This is a genomic window from Methanococcoides vulcani, assembly GCF_900111645.1.
GTDB lineage: Archaea > Halobacteriota > Methanosarcinia > Methanosarcinales > Methanosarcinaceae > Methanococcoides > Methanococcoides vulcani.
On the sequence record NZ_FOHQ01000001.1, the window covers coordinates 540,078 to 557,409 of the forward strand.

General features: G+C 44.0%; 19 protein-coding genes and 1 tRNA gene. 5 read left to right on the top strand and 15 right to left on the bottom strand.

Features of this window, described 5'->3' with window-relative positions:
* Positions 1–75 precede the first annotated feature (75 nt).
* Complete coding sequence (locus tag BMX02_RS02775) at positions 76–417, bottom strand: hypothetical protein (protein ID WP_091688840.1); 342 nt, start codon at positions 415–417, stop codon at positions 76–78.
* Between the two features lie 422 nt (positions 418–839).
* A complete protein-coding gene (locus BMX02_RS02780) occupies positions 840–1,373 on the bottom strand; it encodes a DnaJ domain-containing protein (RefSeq protein ID WP_091688842.1) in 534 nt (177 codons plus the stop codon).
* Positions 1,374–1,501: 128 nt separating this feature from the next.
* Here BMX02_RS02780 and BMX02_RS02785 point away from each other — a divergent pair, with 128 nt between their 5' ends.
* Complete coding sequence (locus tag BMX02_RS02785) at positions 1,502–1,774, top strand: hypothetical protein (RefSeq protein WP_091688844.1); 273 nt, start codon at positions 1,502–1,504, stop codon at positions 1,772–1,774.
* A 197-nt stretch (positions 1,775–1,971) separates the two neighbouring features.
* Here BMX02_RS02785 and BMX02_RS02790 read toward each other — a convergent pair.
* The 8 genes from BMX02_RS02790 to BMX02_RS02825 form a co-directional block, all read right to left on the bottom strand.
* Positions 1,972–2,059, bottom strand: a tRNA-Leu gene (locus tag BMX02_RS02790).
* A gap of 214 nt (positions 2,060–2,273) precedes the next feature.
* On the bottom strand, positions 2,274–2,468 hold the full coding sequence (locus BMX02_RS02795) for a hypothetical protein (RefSeq protein WP_091688846.1): 195 nt from the start codon (positions 2,466–2,468) through the stop codon (positions 2,274–2,276).
* Positions 2,469–2,856: 388 nt separating this feature from the next.
* On the bottom strand, positions 2,857–3,762 hold the full coding sequence (gene argF / locus BMX02_RS02800; protein ID WP_091688848.1) for an ornithine carbamoyltransferase: 906 nt from the start codon (positions 3,760–3,762) through the stop codon (positions 2,857–2,859).
* Between the two features lie 22 nt (positions 3,763–3,784).
* Complete coding sequence (gene purD / locus BMX02_RS02805) at positions 3,785–5,086, bottom strand: phosphoribosylamine--glycine ligase (protein ID WP_091688850.1); 1,302 nt, start codon at positions 5,084–5,086, stop codon at positions 3,785–3,787.
* 586 nt (positions 5,087–5,672) lie between these two features.
* Entirely contained in the window at positions 5,673–5,987 is a 315-nt protein-coding gene (locus tag BMX02_RS02810) for a cupin domain-containing protein (protein ID WP_091688852.1), read from the bottom strand.
* Positions 5,988–6,014: 27 nt separating this feature from the next.
* The gene (hcp, locus tag BMX02_RS02815; RefSeq protein ID WP_091688854.1) at positions 6,015–7,634 is read right to left on the bottom strand and encodes a hydroxylamine reductase; all 1,620 of its coding nucleotides are present in this window, start codon (positions 7,632–7,634) and stop codon (positions 6,015–6,017) included.
* Between the two features lie 268 nt (positions 7,635–7,902).
* The gene (gene pyrE, locus BMX02_RS02820) at positions 7,903–8,448 is read right to left on the bottom strand and encodes an orotate phosphoribosyltransferase (protein ID WP_091689114.1); all 546 of its coding nucleotides are present in this window, start codon (positions 8,446–8,448) and stop codon (positions 7,903–7,905) included.
* 28 nt (positions 8,449–8,476) lie between these two features.
* A complete protein-coding gene (locus BMX02_RS02825) occupies positions 8,477–9,004 on the bottom strand; it encodes a CDP-2,3-bis-(O-geranylgeranyl)-sn-glycerol synthase (RefSeq protein ID WP_244625034.1) in 528 nt (175 codons plus the stop codon).
* A gap of 250 nt (positions 9,005–9,254) precedes the next feature.
* Between BMX02_RS02825 and BMX02_RS02830 the strand changes: the two genes are divergently transcribed.
* The 4 genes from BMX02_RS02830 (at position 9,255) to ccsA (ending at position 12,007) form a co-directional block, all read left to right on the top strand.
* The gene (locus tag BMX02_RS02830) at positions 9,255–9,746 is read left to right on the top strand and encodes a rubrerythrin family protein (RefSeq protein ID WP_091688858.1); all 492 of its coding nucleotides are present in this window, start codon (positions 9,255–9,257) and stop codon (positions 9,744–9,746) included.
* Between the two features lie 204 nt (positions 9,747–9,950).
* Positions 9,951–10,484, top strand: a complete 534-nt coding sequence (locus BMX02_RS12095; RefSeq protein ID WP_244625036.1) for a hypothetical protein — start codon at positions 9,951–9,953, stop codon at positions 10,482–10,484.
* A gap of 18 nt (positions 10,485–10,502) precedes the next feature.
* On the top strand, positions 10,503–10,937 hold the full coding sequence (locus BMX02_RS12100) for a hypothetical protein (protein ID WP_244625045.1): 435 nt from the start codon (positions 10,503–10,505) through the stop codon (positions 10,935–10,937).
* Positions 10,934–12,007, top strand: coding sequence for a cytochrome c biogenesis protein CcsA (ccsA, locus tag BMX02_RS02840; RefSeq protein WP_091688860.1), 1,074 nt, complete (start codon positions 10,934–10,936; stop codon positions 12,005–12,007). Before BMX02_RS12100 ends, ccsA begins: the two co-directional genes overlap by 4 nt.
* A 65-nt stretch (positions 12,008–12,072) precedes the next feature.
* Here ccsA and alaXM read toward each other — a convergent pair whose 3' ends face one another.
* From alaXM to cfbD, 5 genes are all read right to left on the bottom strand, one after another.
* A complete protein-coding gene (alaXM, locus tag BMX02_RS02845; protein ID WP_091688862.1) occupies positions 12,073–12,777 on the bottom strand; it encodes an alanyl-tRNA editing protein AlaXM in 705 nt (234 codons plus the stop codon).
* Positions 12,778–12,838: 61 nt separating this feature from the next.
* On the bottom strand, positions 12,839–13,894 hold the full coding sequence (gene endA, locus BMX02_RS02850) for a tRNA-intron lyase (protein WP_091688864.1): 1,056 nt from the start codon (positions 13,892–13,894) through the stop codon (positions 12,839–12,841).
* Complete coding sequence (gene cfbB / locus BMX02_RS02855) at positions 13,891–15,363, bottom strand: Ni-sirohydrochlorin a,c-diamide synthase (protein ID WP_091688866.1); 1,473 nt, start codon at positions 15,361–15,363, stop codon at positions 13,891–13,893. Before cfbB ends, endA begins: the two co-directional genes overlap by 4 nt.
* Before the next feature lie 14 nt (positions 15,364–15,377).
* Positions 15,378–16,172: a Ni-sirohydrochlorin a,c-diamide reductive cyclase ATP-dependent reductase subunit gene (cfbC, locus tag BMX02_RS02860; protein ID WP_091688868.1), complete on the bottom strand. Its 795-nt coding sequence runs from the start codon at positions 16,170–16,172 to the stop codon at positions 15,378–15,380.
* Between the two features lie 15 nt (positions 16,173–16,187).
* The gene (cfbD, locus tag BMX02_RS02865; RefSeq protein WP_091688870.1) at positions 16,188–17,303 is read right to left on the bottom strand and encodes a Ni-sirohydrochlorin a,c-diamide reductive cyclase catalytic subunit; all 1,116 of its coding nucleotides are present in this window, start codon (positions 17,301–17,303) and stop codon (positions 16,188–16,190) included.
* Between the last annotated feature and the right edge of the window lie 29 nt (positions 17,304–17,332).

Here is a 17,332-nt window from a genome sequence, read left to right on the forward strand (position 1 = left end):
ATACGAAATAGGATCAATTAAAAAAAGAAAAAGTAAGTGGCTTTATTATCAATATACTATCAGTAGACTAATAATTTAATCGTTAGCCTTCCTCATACTTTTCATCTTGTCAAGCTCAGCCTCAAGTTCCTGGATCTTCATTTCATCGATCTTATCTGAAAGGCTTTCCAGTTCCTTATCAGCCATTTTGATCGTACCGTGGAGCTTTTCAATGATGTTCTTCTCCAGATTAAGCCTCTGCTTCTTAGTTTCACTCACAAGGTCTTCAACAAGGATCTTTCCTTCTTCTTTGCTCATTGCACCCTGTTCGATCTTTTCCTTGACGAAATCCTTAATTCTTTCTTCAGATAGTGCTGCCAGTCCTGCACCAATCAAAGCTGTTGCCCCTAACAGACCCATTTTCTTCATCTTGTCCATTTATTTTCACTCCCACTGTTTATTTATAATATACTTTTGAGCTTACTTTTTATTTTATTAAAGCTGCTTATCGGGTTCTTGCAGGGTGCAATAGGTTGGTTGTAACACATATGGTGGCCACAACTGTTCTGCCAGACACTGATCTCTGTATCATGTCCATTCTTCAATATTTCAGCATAAATATGAACGTCAATACTGTATTGATCCAAAAAATCTACAATACCCCTAATTGCATTTCCCCGTTAGAATAAAAAATGTGTTCAATTTAATATATATTTATTGGAAGATCTCAAGGTAGATCTGTTGGGGAAGATGGTTATTGATCTACTTTGTACCCGTTGAAACAGCAAAACTCGAAATCACCGCATAATTAAACGATAAGCATTGAAATAATTTTCAATGCATTGAGGGCTGAAGAGATCTTATGTTAATTCTCTCTTCAGTATCTTATGTGCAATATTTAGCTTCTTGAATTTCTCAGTGTCTCCAGTTGGCATATCCGGGTGCAACTTTTTTGCCATCGACTTGTATTTTTTATTAATGATCTCAAAATCGGTCTCATCATGGTCACAGTCAAAAAACTCTCGCGCCTCTTTGCGCCGATTATAAACATCTGAATCCTCTTTGAACTCTGAAATAAAATCGGATAATGTTTTTTCTTCAGAAAGGACCCGATTTACTTCGATCTCAATTACTTTGGATAGGACATGAAGATTTTCGACATATTTACTTTGCAGGTTATGGCTGTAATGCATTCGATGGTCTGATAGGTACCAGGTTGCAGAAGCTTTAGCTTTTTTCATTGCTATACGTTCAAGAGGGATATCAATGTCATTTTCGTTAACACCGATCCTTCTTAAAACCGTAACAATATTATTCTTAAATTGCATAGCTCTTCGATTGCCAGCATCCTTAATAATGATCGAATCGATTTCGTGTCCTTTTATTTTTACCATTTAATTCACTCATTTTCGTTTTTGAAGACTGCACTAGTACTATGCTCCTTTATAAAATCATATGCATATTCTGGGGTATTATTGGTGCTTAAAACCAATAAAATTTAAAGATAGTGGGGGCAAAAATCATGGTAAAATATTTTGTAGAATCGCCACACACTTCGGAGGAATGTCCAAAAGCGGTGGATGAAGTGCTCGCAATGGGAACTGACGTATTGAAACAGTATGATTTCGGTTGCATGGCTGGTGTACACACAGGCTGGGTTATTTTAGATGCTGAAAATGAATCAGAAGCTTTAAAAGTTGTTCCCAGTTTCCTGCGTAGTAAAGCACGGGCAATCGCGTTAAACAAGTTTACTCCTGAGGAGATTAAGAAATACCACGAGGAACATGACGAATAATCTGCAATTGATAACTTTTTGAGCTATCCCATATTTCTTGCCTAATACAAAATACGTATTGGCAATTTTATTTAAGTAATAACATAATTGCGTATTGGTGTTTTGGATAAGCTCATTATTTTACTTTTTTATTTTCACAAAGATTAAGAAATTATTATAAGAGTTCGTTTTTTGCTGTTACCTATATCCAAAAGAATTGGTGCGAGAGAAGGGATTCGAACCCTTGTACTCCTACGAGACTAGGCTCTGAACCTAGCGCCTTTGGCCTGGCTGGGCAACCCTCGCAACGCGGTTAGCCAATAGTAGCGTTTTTCATTATTAAGCGTTGTGGTTATGGGAATCTGTTGGCTTAATTCGATTGCCTGGAACCAATTATAGAAAGTAGAAAATCCGTTCTTTTCTTTATGATCTAGGGGAATATAGTTATTTTTAGAGAACTAGACCTTTGATATTGAGGAAAATAAGAAAAAGAGAGGGATGTAAGGTGTTACATCCACTTTTAGTTTGTTTCAAGAGCTACAAGAGAAAGGCCTAATTTCTTTTCAAGCTCTTTTACTTCTTTGACAGCGTCATCGCCGAGAGCTGCATATTTGGTACCCTCTTCTGAAAAAGCAATAAGGGTTACACCCAGCTTTCCTTCTGCAGCACCAATAGCGTCCATATTTTCTTTACTTAATTTTGAGAATGTCCACATATCTATCACCAGTATTACATTATACTTTCTGGGTAATATACTTTATCCTAAGTTTAGGAAGTTGTCAGTGTTATCTATTATCTTATAATTAGAAAAGTTACAACTAAAAGCTTTCAATACTGAAAAAAGATCCGGGGGCGTATTCAAAAGAGGTTTGGAGGTTGTCTTGAATACCCCGGTCTTCAAAAGAGTCAATAAAGGAGTCGATCAAGAGAAGAAGAAACAGGACTCTTGATCTAATTTATAGATTGTTGTCGTTCATATATAGTATAATCCATTTCGAATCGGCGACTGATGCGTAAAATGGAATGTGGTATCAAAATGGACAACGGCTTTAAAATAGTACAAAGCCTTTTGAATGGCCTAAAAAAAGAAGGTGGATGGCATATCATGCCATCAGTTTCAGGATAAGGGCCTTCTGTGCGTGCAGGCGGTTCTCTGCCTGGTCAAATACTACGGAATGAGGACCTTCCATGACCTCTGCTGAGATCTCCTCGCCTCGATGTGCAGGCAGGCAGTGCATTACGATCACATTGTGTTTTGATAGACCGACCAGTTCGGAATTGATCTGATAGTCTGCAAGGTCGCTTAGCCTTTTCTCTCTCTCTTCCTCATCACCCATGGATACCCATACATCGGTATACAGTACATCTGCATCCCTTGCGGCTTCCTGTGGGTCGTTCGTGACGTTGATATTTCCGCCCAGTTCCCTGCCCTTTGCCACGATATCGGCATTTGGTTCATAACCTTCAGGGCATGCAACAGCGATCTCCATGCCAACGAGAGCACAACCGAGGATAAGTGAATTACAGACGTTGTTACCGTCACCTATCCATGCGAACTTCAATCCTTTAAGGCGGTTCTTGTATTCGCGGATGGTCAGGAAATCCGACAGGATCTGGCATGGGTGTTCAAGGTCGGAAAGTGCATTAATGACCGGTACCTGTGAATGTTCAGCCAGGTCCTCTACGGTCTTGTGGCTGTTCACCCTTGCAGTGATCCCTGCAACATAGCGGGAGAGCACTTGGGCAGTGTCTGAAACGGTTTCACCGCGTCCGATCTGTATATCCCTTGAATTAAGATAAATGGAGTGTCCACCAAGATCGCTCATCGCAACCTCGAATGAAACCCTTGTTCTTGTGGATGATTTTTCGAATATCATCGCAAGGCTTTTGTTCTTAAGCAGGTCTGTGACCTTTCCGCGTACTCTCTTCTCCTTGAGGTCTTCTGCCATATCAAGGATCTCGATGATCTCATCGGATGTAAGGTCGGTTATTGATAGTAGATGTTTCATGTTATCAACTCAGGTTTGAGAGTTAACCACGGATCTCTTCCATGTGGTCTATTCTTCTCTGGATAAGCTCAGGCTTTCCAATATCACTTCTGAAATGGAGGTCTCCAATAATGTTCTCAAGTGCATTCTGGGCGATCTTCTCAGCTTCATCGATGGTGTTCTCGATACCCACAACAGCTACAGCCCTGGAACCGGTAGTATAGACTTTTCCATCTTTCTCATATACACTTGAATAGAATAATATCGCATCACCGATATCGCCAACGATGACTTCTTTGTCCTTTGTCGGTTCGTCAGGATATCCTGCAGGTACTGCATACTTACAAACAGTTGCCTTGTGAGCGAACTTCACTTCAAGTTCATCAAGTGTTCCATTGGCAACTGCGGACATGACATCCACCATGTCGGTATCGAGGAGTGGTAGTACGTTCATTGCCTCCGGATCACCGAATCTTGCATTGAACTCGATGACCTTTGGTCCTTCCTTTGTAAGGATGAACTGCCCGTAAAGGATTCCCTTAAATGGTGTGCCTGTTGCTTCATGGAGGGCTTTCACGGTTGCCTTCATTATCTCCCTTGCAGGTTCGATATCATCAACATTCATGAAAGGAAGAAGCTCGTCGGAATTGGAATATGATCCCATTCCACCGGTGTTTGGTCCAAGGTCGTTCTCAAAGGCACGTTTGTGGTCCTGCACACATGGTGTGAATGCAAGGTTCTTTCCATCAACAAATGCCTGTAATGTGAACTCCTCACCGATCAGGTTCTCTTCCACAACGACATTGTCACCATCAAGGAGTGATCTTGAATATTCAAAAGCAGCCTTTGTGTCAGGCAACTGGTCACCCATGACCTTGACACCTTTGCCACCGGTAAGTCCTGCAGGCTTGATCGCAACGTTGCCTAATTCCTCAATATATTCTTCAAGTCCTTCCTCACTGGAGAATACCTTGAATGCAGGACAGCCTTCGATGTTGTTGTCCTTCATGAAATTGCGTGCCCATGCCTTGTCGAACTCGATACGTGCAACATCTTTCCTGGGTCCCACTGCTCCGATCCCGACATCCTCAAGGGCATCTGCAAGACCGGCTGCAAGAGGTGCTTCCGGTCCGATAAAAGCGATCTCTATGTTCTTTGATCTTGCGTACTCGACTACCTTTTCCACTTCTGTCTCTTTAATCAAAAGGACATCTTCGCACAAGCTGGCAATTCCCGGATTCTTCTTTGCCATAACTGAGAACATAGTGGGTTTGCGTTCACTTCTTGCAACAGCATCTGCAATAGCATTTTCTCTGCCGCCGCCACCAACGATTAGAACATTCATCTGTATAACCTCATTTGATCAAAAAATGTATCGATATTAATAATAAATTTATTTTATTATATTATTGAAAAATAACGTTGATCTGTTTATTTAAATCTATTAAGGGAGCTAGTTTTCTTTGTATTAAATAAATAGTTTCCGACATGGTTGCTTTGTTAATGTCTGCATTTCGTTAATTTGGGCTGATATCTCCGCTTCATTATAAAAAACAATCGAATTATCGTACATTTCTATCGAATGAAGTCCAATAGCTTTCTAATTAAATCTGGAGTGAACACGAAATGGTTTCCCGCAAAAACTGTTCATACTCAAAGCCGCTGTATATGGTGCCAAGATCTGTTTTCTCTTGAGGAGAATACAGATACACGGTCTGTGCTACGTTGGACAACAATACCACCAAAAATATGACCATAAATTATCATCTATGGAACAATCCTCGTATAATAGTATATAATGGCAATATAAGCGTAGGCGAGATAACTGTCTGATATTAACTAATTACAAAAGAATCAGATCGTAAATTCAACAATAAAAAAAGATCTAGAGGTCTTCTTAGATTTAAGACTGACCTCTACATATGATTTCTTCACTCTTTCAGTTTTACAACGAGGAAACGGAACAGGCTATCACTTTCATTCCTCAATAAATGAGGTATTGCTTTCGGGCTTTCGATAAGCATATCCTTTGAGACCGTTTCTTCCTCATCTCCGATCACAACAATCCCGGTCCCTTCGAGCACATAGAAGAACACGTTCATTGGTGTCTTGTGTAACTTAAGGGCTTCTCCGGGTTTAAGCTCAAGGTGTACGACCTGTACCTGATCGGTATCAAAGAGTCCTTTGGCAAGTACTTTGTGAGGGTTTTCTTTCTCAGGTGCTTTCTCCAAATCTACAATTTTCATAATTTCCTCGTCTCCATTAATCAATGTTTATTTTAAGAGTCTCTCCATATCCTCTTCTACGGTGGTGTTCAAAGTTATGTTGAACTCATCGACCAGCACGTTGAGGACATTCGGTGACACAAAGGCCGGAAGCTTTGGTCCGAGGGTAATATCCTGTATTCCAAGTCTTAACAGGGCAAGCAACACAAGGACTGCCTTTTGTTCGTACCATGCGATATTGTACGAGATCGGTGCTTCGTTAACATCTGTAAATCCAAGTCTAGACATAAGTCCTTGTGCAATGATGACCAGTGAAAATGAATCATTACACTGTCCTGCATCCAGTACCCTTGGAATTCCATCAATGTCCCCAAGGTTAAGTTTATTGTAGCGATATTTTGCACATCCGGCGGTAAGTATGACAGTATCCTTTGGCAGTGCTTCTGCAAAATCCGTATAATACTGCCTGTCCTTGTGGCGACCGTCACATCCTGCCATGACAATGAACTTCTTTATCTTGCCTGCTTTGACGGCATCAACGACCTTGTCTGCAACAGAGAGTACGGAGTTGTAAGCAAAACCGCCCATGATGGTACCTTCTTCAAGTTGGACAGGGGGTTCGCATTTCTTAGCCTGTTCGATTATCGCTGAGAAATCTTTTTGTCCGTCCTTTCCGGTAAGATGTGCAACCCCATCAAAACCAACAGAACCGGTAGTGTATATTCTGTCAAGATATGTATTCTTTGGAGGTACGATACAGTTAGTTGTCATCAGTATAGGTCCGTTGAAGCTCTCGAACTCCTGCTTCTGATGCCACCATGATCCGCCGTAGTTCCCGACAAGGTGTTCGTACTTTTTAAGTTCAGGATATGAGTTTGCAGGCAGCATCTCACCGTGAGTATAAACATCGACACCGGTTCCCTCAGTCTGATCCAATAGTTGTTTCAGGTCCTTTAGATCATGACCGCTTACGAGAATTCCGGGATTGCCTCTTGTTCCAATATTGACCTGCGTAGGTTCTGGATGTCCGAATGTAGTGGTATTTGCCATGTCAAGTGTTGCCATTACATCAAAACCTTTTTCCCCACATCTTAGGACCAGTGACATGAGGTTCTTATCATTTAGGCCGTCATCCGTGGTTGCCACAAGGCCTTCTTCTATAAATGAATTAACTTTTTTATTGGTATGCCCAAGCATCATAGCATGATGTGCATATGCTGCAATTCCTTTGATACCAAAGATCAACAGTTCTCTTAATGATCGGATATCTTCGTTCTCTGTTGCAAGTATGCCGGTATTCCTGTCCTTGAGGTTTTCAGGGTTCAAAGTTGCGATCTCGGGCAGATCGTTCTCATCAAGTGCATTGTTATCCAGAAGTTTCTGCTTGATCTCATCCTGAAGCTTGAATCCTCTGTCAATGCGGTCCTGAATTCCGGTCGCTCTGAAATCGGTATTCGTTATGGTTGAGAACAGTGCATCGAGCATAAAATCATCAGTGCTCTCTTCAGAAATGTCTGCCTTTCTTGCTTTCTGGTTGTAGAATGCAATGCTCTTAAGCACATAGATGAGATCGTCCTGAAGGTCTGCGACCTCACCTTTCTTACCGCACATTCCGTTCTTTGTGCAGCCTTCTCCGTTCATTGTTTCTTCACACTGGTAACAGAACATTTTATCACCTTTATTTTGCAGGTCGGTCGGTCAGTAGGTAGGGGGACTCATTAGCTCAAAATTATGGTCAGTACCGGTATATTTGAGATACTGGTATTTATAAAGGTAGTTTCCACTTTGATACTTCAAAACGAATACTTCTAAGCCCACTCCGGTATAGGCTATGTAGCTGCATCTATTTATAATGCGAACAGCAAAAATTCATAATGTTAAATCAAGTCAAAAAAGTCTGTTGCAGCAGTACAAATTCACTGCTGCATGCATATTTTCAGTTGTCAGCAAGCAGATCACTGGCACGTACAAGGGGGATCAGCTTAACATTGATCTCATTGAGGTTCTCTGTTGCACCATCTTCACGGTCCACAACAGTGATCACTTTATCAATGATACATCCGGCTTCACGTATAGCACCGATGGCCTCCAGAACAGAACCGCCACTGGTGGTCACATCTTCAAGCAGTATGATCCTGTCACCTTCTGTAACATCACCTACGAACCTGCCGCCGGTACCATACTCTTTGGCAGATTTGCGTATTAGCAGGAGTGGCATGTTCGTCTCAAGAGATACGGCTGTGGCTACTGGAACGCCACCCAATGCCACACCACCAACAATATCGATGTCCATTTCTTTGATCTTTGCAGCAGCCTGCTTTGCAATTATCTTCAATGTGCCCGGGTCGGAACTGGCTTTTTTGATGTCGATATAATACTTGCTCTTCTTTCCTGATGCGAGTGTGAAGTCCCCGAACTTGACAGCCCCGCAGGCTTTGAGTGCATCTATAAGCTCTTCCTTATCGTTTGATGATGTTGTCATTGTGATCCTTTCCTTTTTTCTGGTGTTTTCACCATGGCTCTTTCTTGACACCCATGAAATATCCTATGACATTCGTCACAAGGTGAAGCAGGGGCGTGATGATCAGTATAACTAATATGATCTTGAATGTGAACTGTTCGGAGAACCAGTAGGGTGATGCAAGGTAAGCAAATAACCATGCTCCCAAGACGAAATCAAGCTGGTCTACAACAGGTAGCGGAGCTCCACGTTTTAATCCCATACGACGCTTGAAGAAGCTCATGAACATATCCCCGAAAAGGGAACCAAAGGCAAGTGCGAATACAAGGATGGTAGAGTTCAGTCCACCTGTTCCGAATGTGGGGAGTTGCGCTCCCAGTATTACCGGATAGCTTTCGATCAGCCTCATCTGTAATAGTCCTGCGAGAGTACCGCATATAAGCCCTCCAAAGAAGCCGCGGAAGGTCTTGCCATCACCAAGGATGCGCCTGCCGTCGGACATTGTTTTTCCTCCATCGATGGGCCTGCCGCCTCCAAAGACAGCTGCAAAAGGATTCGGAAGATATGCAGGAAGCATTAACCATATTGCAAGAACAATTAGCTCGATCGTGTTATCAACTCAGTAGATTTTGCTATAATCTGCTTCATTGATATATAAAACCAACTCTAATATCCACTTCTATTTCTTTCTCTACCTGCTTCTCTTCCTCTCTTCTTCCCTTCCTTTCTTTCATTCACCCATTCTTCTTTAGATTCTTCCTTCAATTAATCATATATTTGATATGTACCCAGTTATCTTGCAATACAGTAAAAAATGGAGGTATATCATGAGCATAATAGAAAATCTGAAAGAAGCGTTTGCCGGTGAATCAATGGCAAACAGGAAGTACCTTGCTTTTGCAAAAATGGCTGATAAAGAAGGTTTCACAAAGATCGCCAAATTGTTCAGGGCTGCAGCCGCTGCAGAAACAGTACATGCTCACAATCATCTGAGGGTTCTGGGAGAAGTAAAGAGCACTGAGGAAAATCTTCAGGAAGCAATAGCTGGCGAGACTATGGAATTCAGCGAAATGTATCCTGCCTTTATCGAAGAAGCAGAGAAAGAAGGCAACAAGAAAGCTGTCCGTAGCTTTGATCTGGCAAATAAGGTCGAGAAGGTCCACGCTGAACTTTACCAGAAAGCACTTGACAATATGGATGACAATGAAGAAGTTGACTACTATGTCTGTGAGGTCTGCGGGTATACTGTAGAAGGTGAAGCACCTGAAAGGTGTCCGGTATGCGGAGCTGTACATTCAAAGTTCACGAAGGTAGACTGAATCAAAATGACTTTTCTTTAAAGGCGGGTATTACCGTCCTTTATTTTATTTCATTTTATCTTTTCTTTTCCAGAGAAACGTACTGACTCGGGATGATTTTAATATCCTTTACTTGCATTTAATTAGTTTGCAGATGTTATTCATATCAGCAGTTTCAGGATAGTACCGATACATATTTTAATAGAAATAACAATTGTGAATTCCATGAAAGAAAGCAAAGACCTCGTAAACAGCAGTAACATCATGCTGGTAGCGGTATTGACCATGCTGCTCCTTGCTGCCCTTATAACTGTGGGCATGCTGACTCCACTTATAGTCAGGCTGACCACAGGTGTTGAGATGGGCATGACTGCTGAGTATTTTAACAACAGGAGCGCTCTTCCAACAGCAGCGCTGGTAATACTGCTTACGATGGGTTTGCTTTATGGTTATTTTGGTGCGAAGAGAACGTTGTTCGTTGGCGGTCTCACTGTGGCGATCTCCATAGCATTTGCTTTTCTATCCCCTTTTGGAAACCTTCCTCTTGATGTGACCGTGCCTGTGGTGAGCATGGCTCTGGTCGCTACATCCTATAAGATATATATGTCTCTGCAAAGGGATTCCCGTGCAATGAAACTGCGCGGTGTCAGTGCACATGTGATCCATCTCGGGATAATCCTTATCCTGATCGGGATCGTTGCCAGCAGTAATTTGAAAGTAGATGGTTCTGCTGTGGTTTCCATGGATTCTGCCGGCTAGTTCGAAGGGCAGAACTACATGGTTTCGATGACCGGAATGGATTCCACTTTCGAAGGCTCCCAATATAAGCAGTATCCAGGTTCTTCCTATGCAACCTATGTGGACTTCGATGTCTACAAAAAAGGCATTTATTTTGATAGCGGACAGGTCAAATACATCACCGATTTCAAATGGGGTCAGACGTACACAACCACCTACGTACATCGCGGTATATTCGAAGAACTGTTCATCGCACCTAAAGCACTTAACGAGACCAGTGGGGAGGTCAGCATATATGTGAGGACCGTACCGTTCATAACATTCATCTGGGGTGGTTTGTTCCTGATGCTCGCCGGTATGATAGTTCTTGGAGTGATCGATTATTCAGCTGACGGAAAGGTAACAACTCCTATGGCTAAGATAAAAGGAACAAGGAAAAAGGCTTCAGAAAGCCGGAAGGGGGGGAAGAAATGAACTTTGGAATGATCCTCATATGGATAGCCTTCATTCTGGGTGCCGGCTCAGTGATATATTCCATCATCCACCTGCGTACAAATAATGCTCATGCAGTTTCACTTTCCAGAAAGCTTGAGTTGGGCTGCACAGTGCTCATTACACTCGCCATCCTGATGCTTATCTACTACCTGCTCACGGTATCAGCATCCTATGTTTATGTTTACATGCATTCAAGTATCGACCTTGAATTTGTCTATCGCCTTTCCGCATTGTGGGCAGGCCAGGAAGGTTCATTCCTGCTCTGGACATGGTTCACCCTGCTGATGCTTCTGGCAATGCAGTATACAGGCCACACAAAAGAGCTGTCCGATACCAGGCTAATGAACATCACACGTGCAATATGCCTGTGCATCGTTACAGTTTTCCTTATGTTGCTGGTATTGAAGAATCCGTTTTCCATGTATTACGGGGGTGTAGGTGCATACGTCGACATTTCCAACTGGAACCCATTTGTATCAGCATACCCGCTTGTGGACGGACAGGGTATGAACCCTCTTCTGAGAAATCCCTGGATGGCAGTGCATCCTCCCGTGCTGTTCCTTGGCTATGCAGCTTTCACCCTTCCATTTGCAGCTGCCCTTGCTACACTGCTCATCGATGATGAAAGGTGGATCAAGATATCAAGGGACTGGATGCGTCTAGCATGGCTTTTCCTTACAGCAGGTATTGGTCTTGGCGGGTTCTGGGCATACGAGGTTCTTGGATGGGGTGCATGGTACTGGACATGGGACCCTGTGGAGACCTCATCATTGATCCCATGGATAACTGCGACTGCTTATCTGCATTCCCAGACAAGGGTCCAGCAAGGGGAATACAGATTCCTTGCACCGATGCTTGCAGTGGTGTCTTTTATACTGGTCATATTCGCGACATTTGTTACCCGCAGTGGGATGTGGGTGTCGGTTCATTCGTGGCAGGACTTTACTCTCGAAGGCATGATTATCGCAATTTTCCTGCTGGTACTGCTTGGTTCAAGTCTTGTACTGCTTGTGAGAAGATACTTCGAGGAAAATGAAGATCGATGTTAGTATAATGACGAAGAGCACTGAGGGAAAATCAAGGGCAATGAAAATAGTCTTCCCAAAAAAGATGATCAGGTGAATCTGAAATAGATTCTCCTGTTGTTCTTTCCTTTATTCTCTGCCTTGAATATCTCTATGTGTGGGATCTCCCCGGTATTTCTTACATGTGTTCCGCCACATGCCTGATCATCAACATCAGGAATTCTGATCACACGTATTTCTTCTATCTCCGGAGGGAAAGCATCCTTGAGCTTGATCACGGAAGGTATTGTAAGTGCTTCTTCTCTTGGAAGGATATCAATTTTCACATCCAGTGCTCTGTCGATCACGTTGTTGACCTTTGCTTCGTATGAGCTGATCTGATCCCTGTCAAAGTTCTCCAGATTGAAATCCACACGTGTTTTTTCCTCTGCGATCTGGTTTCCGGATATCTTCGCGCCGGTCTCATTGTGTATGATGGCACTGAGGATGTGGGATGCAGTATGGTAGTTCATGAACAGGGTACGCTTGTCCCAGTCAATGATCCCCTTTACCTTGTCTCCTTCTTTCAGCCCCGGCTCACTGACCTCATGGCTGATATGTCCGTCGAACTTCCCCGTGAAGACAACCTTGTACTCTTTTCCTTCATTGATCAGAACGCCGGTATCATGTGGCTGACCACCGGATTTCGGATAAAAGGCAGTCCTGTCAAGGACAACGAATTTGTCGTCCTTCACACTCGTCACAGTAGCTTCGAATTCTTTGACGTAACAGTCTTTCAGATAAAGTGCTTCCATACTAAATAATTCAAAAAGGTACTTAATAAATGTTATTTTGGAAAAGTGATCATGGACATGATCACATCTTCACTCTTCCGATATCGATGTAGTCGATACCAGCTTCTGTAGGGATCGCATATAGCATGCTTTTCCTGACACTGTTCGCAAGGCGGATGGCCCTTGACATTACAGGAAGTGCAAATTCATGGTCTGACGGAATTGAATGTACCAGATATTCCGAGTGAGGTATCTTTGTAGGTGATTCCACCTGTGCATAAACACGGAAATGACTGCCGAACTTAAATCCTGTTTTCGGCACGACTCCCTTCTCACGAAGGTCTGTGTATACACTGTTCTTCAGGAGAAACTCCGGCTCGATCTTCGATGCGATCTCTGTGAACGACTCGCTATCCAGTGCATTATCCTGACGGTCCATGATATTGATCACGTTGTTCTCCATCAGGTAGCGTGATTCCACAAGTGAAAGCTGTAGCCTTTGCTTATCAAGTGGTTTGCCATAGAAACCATTTTCAAAGAGCGTGGTGGATGCATCCTCATCCCAGATTATGACCCTGTCCTCGAGGAACGTGGCATCGGCAGTGATGTCCGGGTAAAGCGAATCTCCCATTCCTCCTTTTATCCTCGGTCTCTTTACCTCGTAGAACGTGATGTCACTCTCTTCATCCACGATCGCAAGTATCATCTGTTTGCGGACATTTTCCGCCGCATTCAGCGATCGAAGGAGATCCCTGAGTGGCATTGGTATCCTTTCAGACCTGACATAGACGAACTGTTTTGCAGCACCTTTTCCAGGATGGCTTCCACGTGGGTAGACCCGGAAATCAGTAACTCCGGGCTGGACGTAGAATCCTCTTTCCCTGATGTCCTTGTAAACAATGTACTTTAGCTCGAATGCTGGCTGCAGGGTTGAAGCCTTTTTGAAAAATCCGGCAAAATCAAGCACTTTGCCCTCATTCTCCACTTCGATCTTCCCGCGGTATGCAAGATAGGCAGCTTCAATAAGTGTAAGTTCCAGCCCGTTGTCCTTGGGCCTGCCGTAATAACCTGTATTGTAAAGTTCGTTTATTGCTTTCTTCTCTACAAGTACACGGTCTTTGATTATCTCTGCTCTCAAGCTTTTTCACTCCTGTATTTTGCTGCTGCGTCTACAAAAGATGTGGCAAATTCCCTGTATGAAACTGCTTCCAGATGGGCATATGCTCCAAGTGTATTATTTGTGATCAGGCCATCCCATCCGTCTTTTATCCCGGTTCCCCGTGAAAGTTTTATCGCGAACTTTGCGTCGGATGGTATCTCAGTTATCTCGGAATGGTGGAACTCATGTCCAATGAAAGAATTTCCGGATTTGCCAATGATCGTATCCACATCAAGTGCTCCGATATTGTAGCTGACCACACGTTTGTGACCCATAAGTGAATGGCCGGGAAGTGCTCCCACCATCTCATGTGTGGACTCAGGCATTTCTGCCATATGGTATGTTCCCTCTCCTTTCACACCTGTGGTAATACGCTCTGTAAGATACATCAGGCCACCGCATTCCCCATATATGGGAAGTCCGTTCTCGGATGCCTGTTTGATATCCTGCCTCATGCTCTCGTTGGCTTCCAGCTCGGATGCGAAAAGTTCAGGATACCCGCCTCCAAGATAAAGGGCGTCTACATCCGGCAGATGGCTGTCATGAATAGGGCTGAAATACTCGATCCTGGCTCCTGCAAGCTCAAGAAGTTCAAGATTATTGTGATAGTAGAAGTTGAATGCCTCATCAAGTGCAATTCCGATAACCGGTTCTTCACCTTCTGGTTTGCGTGATGTGAACACGGAAGTTTTCGGTATTTCCACGGCTTCAGCCTGTCTTGCAAGCTCCAGTACTTTATCGATGTCTATGCCTTCAGATACCCTCTTTTCAATGGCAGCGATACGCTCATCAAGATCATTTATCCGGCGTCTCTCTTCAATGGCCGGAACAAGTCCCAGATGACGCATGGATATCTGCATTGCATTGTCCCTTGGGATTATTCCCAGCACAGGGAGGCCTGTGAAGTGTTCCACAGCTTCCTTTGCTTTGCTGGCATGTCTCATGCCACCGATGTTGTTCAGTATCACCCCGACGATGTTGACATCAGGATCGAAGTTATTGTAGCCGTTGACAAGGGCGGCGGCAGAACGTGTGATACTGCGGGCATTGATTATCAGTATTACCGGGCAGTTGAGCATCTTGGCTATCTGGGCAGTGCTCCCGATCTCACCAAGGCTTTCCAGTCCTTCGAAAAGTCCTCTCACACCTTCGATAACAGCGATATCGGCTTTCCCATCGACCTCGCATGCATGTGTGAACACATCAAGTACCCCTTCCTCTTCCATGAGGTACCCGTCAATGTTGCGTGCCCGTCGACCGGTGATCTCGGAATGGTAGCTTGGATCGATGTAGTCAAGGGCGACCTTGAATGGCTGCACACTGTAACCTCTTGAAGTGAGGGCTGCAAGAAGTCCTGCTGTGATGGTGGTCTTGCCTGAAGATGACCTGTCGGCTGCCAGGAGAATTCTTGGCATGTCCATTTTTCTGTCCGCTGTTTCTGCTGGCATGAGATGTTCTCTTTTTACCTTGTAAGTTCTCTAAGGCGTTCATCGTCAAGGGCTTTTGGCATGACCGAAGTATCCCTTTCCATGATGGCCCTTGCAAGTTTGCGATAGATCTGTGCTATATTGGAATCCGGTGCTTTTTCTATAACAGAGAAACCATCCCTCTCACAGTCCTGCACAATCTGTTCCTTTGGAATGAATGCCATAAGCTCGCTTCCGATCTCTGCTGCGAACTTTGTGACTATCTCCTCTTCACGGCTGACACTGCGGGAGTTGCAGATGATGCCGCTAAGTGGCGTGTTGATCTTTGCAAGTCCTCTGCATATGTTGTTCGCTGCATAGAGGGGCATGTATTCACCGGAGGTCAGCACGTAGGCTTCCTTCACAAGTCCCTTGCGTATAGGTGCGACAAAGCCGCCACATACGATATCTCCGGGGACGTCATAGATGATGAGGTCCATTTCATTAAGTGATTTTGAGATCTTCTTAAGGGTCTGGATGGCAACGATAATACCACGTCCTGCGCATCCGATACCAGGTTCTGGACCGCCGACCTCGACGCATTGTACGCCTTTGTAGCCTTTAAAGATCACATCTTCTTCTTTCACATCGACCCCGTCACGCAGAAGGTCAAGAATGGTTGGTATGCGCTTGCCTCCAAGCAATGTGATGGATGAGTCGCTCTTAGGGTCACAGCCGATGATCATTACCTTGTATCCTTCATCTGCACAGGCAGCTGCAACGTTGGACGCGGTGCTGGATTTGCCGATACCGCCTTTTCCATAGATGGCTATTCTTTTGTGTACGTTCATCTGTGAATGCTCCGTTTAAAGTGATTCCTTTGCAACTTCCCTTAATGTGGCACCGAACTCTGACTCGACGATATGGTTAACACCAAGTGTCTTTGGATGGAGGTCGATCTCCACGAGTACATGTTCATGTCCAAGTTCCTTGAGAGGCAGTACCTGTCTTGGTCCGTTGGTGACAGAGATGATCTCCATGTCAGAGAGATGGTCCATTGGTATGGCGTGTGGAACTCCGGTGATAACAGCAAAGTCATAGTCGCTGTATTTCTCCTGTATCAGTTGGTCTATGGTAGTTCCTGTTATTGGATACTCGTCCAGGCCGCCAATGATCTCATGGACCTTCAGACCTTTTTCCTCAAAGTCCTTCATAATGCACTCTGCATGATGGCGTACCCTTGGAAGTCCCAGGTTCTGGTCGATGTTAGCCATGTTAATGATATTATCAGCTTTGCCAAGTTGCTCAGCGACCTCGTTCACAGCAAGTGTGATATCTGCGAACATGTATCCGGTCTCTTTCTTGGCGTTCATGATGGTAATTCCACGTTTTCCTTCTTTAAGCAGCTCGATGATCCTCTGTGCTACCTTGTACTTCACATCACCGCGGGATGGTGCAAGGTATTCCTTACTTGCAGCACCGTGACGCAGTTCGACATTGGTCGCTTCTTCCAGAAGGTGCTGCTGTCTCTTGAATTCCTCTCTGTCGATGATCCCTGCATCAAGGGCGGATTCCAGTGCAAAGAGCACACCTTTAGTGTTGTTCCTGTATCCTGCATGAACTTCCACTTCAATTACAGGTACATCAAGATTGGCTTCCATTACAGGTTCATGCATTTCCTCGCCAATGATCATGCTTGCACAGGTTCCCACAACTCCGATGAGCTTTGGGTGGAACATATCGTTTACCTTATGGAGTATATTGACAAGTGCATCATGTCCTCCGAAAACGAAACCACTTTCATCAAGGGCTGTTGTTACAACATGTATCCCGTCCTCTTCCAGCAATCTTGCATGCTTGAAAGAGCATCCAGGTGGGCCGTGAAGTATTGCAACATCAACGTTCAGGTCCCTCAAAGTATACAATGCGGCCACGATGGAGCTTGGTCGTGGGTGTATGATCGAAATATTCTTGTTGTCCATGACAGTTCCTCATTTTTCATTGATCCGTT

Excerpts from the sequence above, each read along its gene's own strand:
- cfbB (WP_091688866.1), bottom strand. The coding sequence starts at position 15,363 with ATGCCAGCAGAAACAGCGGACAGAAAAATGGACATGCCAAGAATTCTC.
- BMX02_RS02810 (WP_091688852.1), bottom strand. The coding sequence starts at position 5,987 with ATGAAAATTGTAGATTTGGAGAAAGCACCTGAGAAAGAAAACCCTCAC.
- BMX02_RS02795 (WP_091688846.1), bottom strand. The coding sequence starts at position 2,468 with ATGTGGACATTCTCAAAATTAAGTAAAGAAAATATGGACGCTATTGGT.
- ccsA (WP_091688860.1), top strand. The coding sequence starts at position 10,934 with ATGAACTTTGGAATGATCCTCATATGGATAGCCTTCATTCTGGGTGCC.
- purD (WP_091688850.1), bottom strand. The coding sequence starts at position 5,086 with ATGAATGTTCTAATCGTTGGTGGCGGCGGCAGAGAAAATGCTATTGCA.
- BMX02_RS12095 (WP_244625036.1), top strand. The coding sequence starts at position 9,951 with ATGAAAGAAAGCAAAGACCTCGTAAACAGCAGTAACATCATGCTGGTA.
- pyrE (WP_091689114.1), bottom strand. The coding sequence starts at position 8,448 with ATGACAACATCATCAAACGATAAGGAAGAGCTTATAGATGCACTCAAA.
- argF (WP_091688848.1), bottom strand. The coding sequence starts at position 3,762 with ATGAAACATCTACTATCAATAACCGACCTTACATCCGATGAGATCATC.
- alaXM (WP_091688862.1), bottom strand. The coding sequence starts at position 12,777 with ATGGAAGCACTTTATCTGAAAGACTGTTACGTCAAAGAATTCGAAGCT.
- BMX02_RS02830 (WP_091688858.1), top strand. The coding sequence starts at position 9,255 with ATGAGCATAATAGAAAATCTGAAAGAAGCGTTTGCCGGTGAATCAATG.
- hcp (WP_091688854.1), bottom strand. The coding sequence starts at position 7,634 with ATGTTCTGTTACCAGTGTGAAGAAACAATGAACGGAGAAGGCTGCACA.
- BMX02_RS12100 (WP_244625045.1), top strand. The coding sequence starts at position 10,503 with ATGGTTTCGATGACCGGAATGGATTCCACTTTCGAAGGCTCCCAATAT.
- BMX02_RS02785 (WP_091688844.1), top strand. The coding sequence starts at position 1,502 with ATGGTAAAATATTTTGTAGAATCGCCACACACTTCGGAGGAATGTCCA.
- cfbD (WP_091688870.1), bottom strand. The coding sequence starts at position 17,303 with ATGGACAACAAGAATATTTCGATCATACACCCACGACCAAGCTCCATC.
- cfbC (WP_091688868.1), bottom strand. The coding sequence starts at position 16,172 with ATGAACGTACACAAAAGAATAGCCATCTATGGAAAAGGCGGTATCGGC.
- BMX02_RS02780 (WP_091688842.1), bottom strand. The coding sequence starts at position 1,373 with ATGGTAAAAATAAAAGGACACGAAATCGATTCGATCATTATTAAGGAT.
- BMX02_RS02825 (WP_244625034.1), bottom strand. The coding sequence starts at position 9,004 with ATGCTTCCTGCATATCTTCCGAATCCTTTTGCAGCTGTCTTTGGAGGC.
- BMX02_RS02775 (WP_091688840.1), bottom strand. The coding sequence starts at position 417 with ATGGACAAGATGAAGAAAATGGGTCTGTTAGGGGCAACAGCTTTGATT.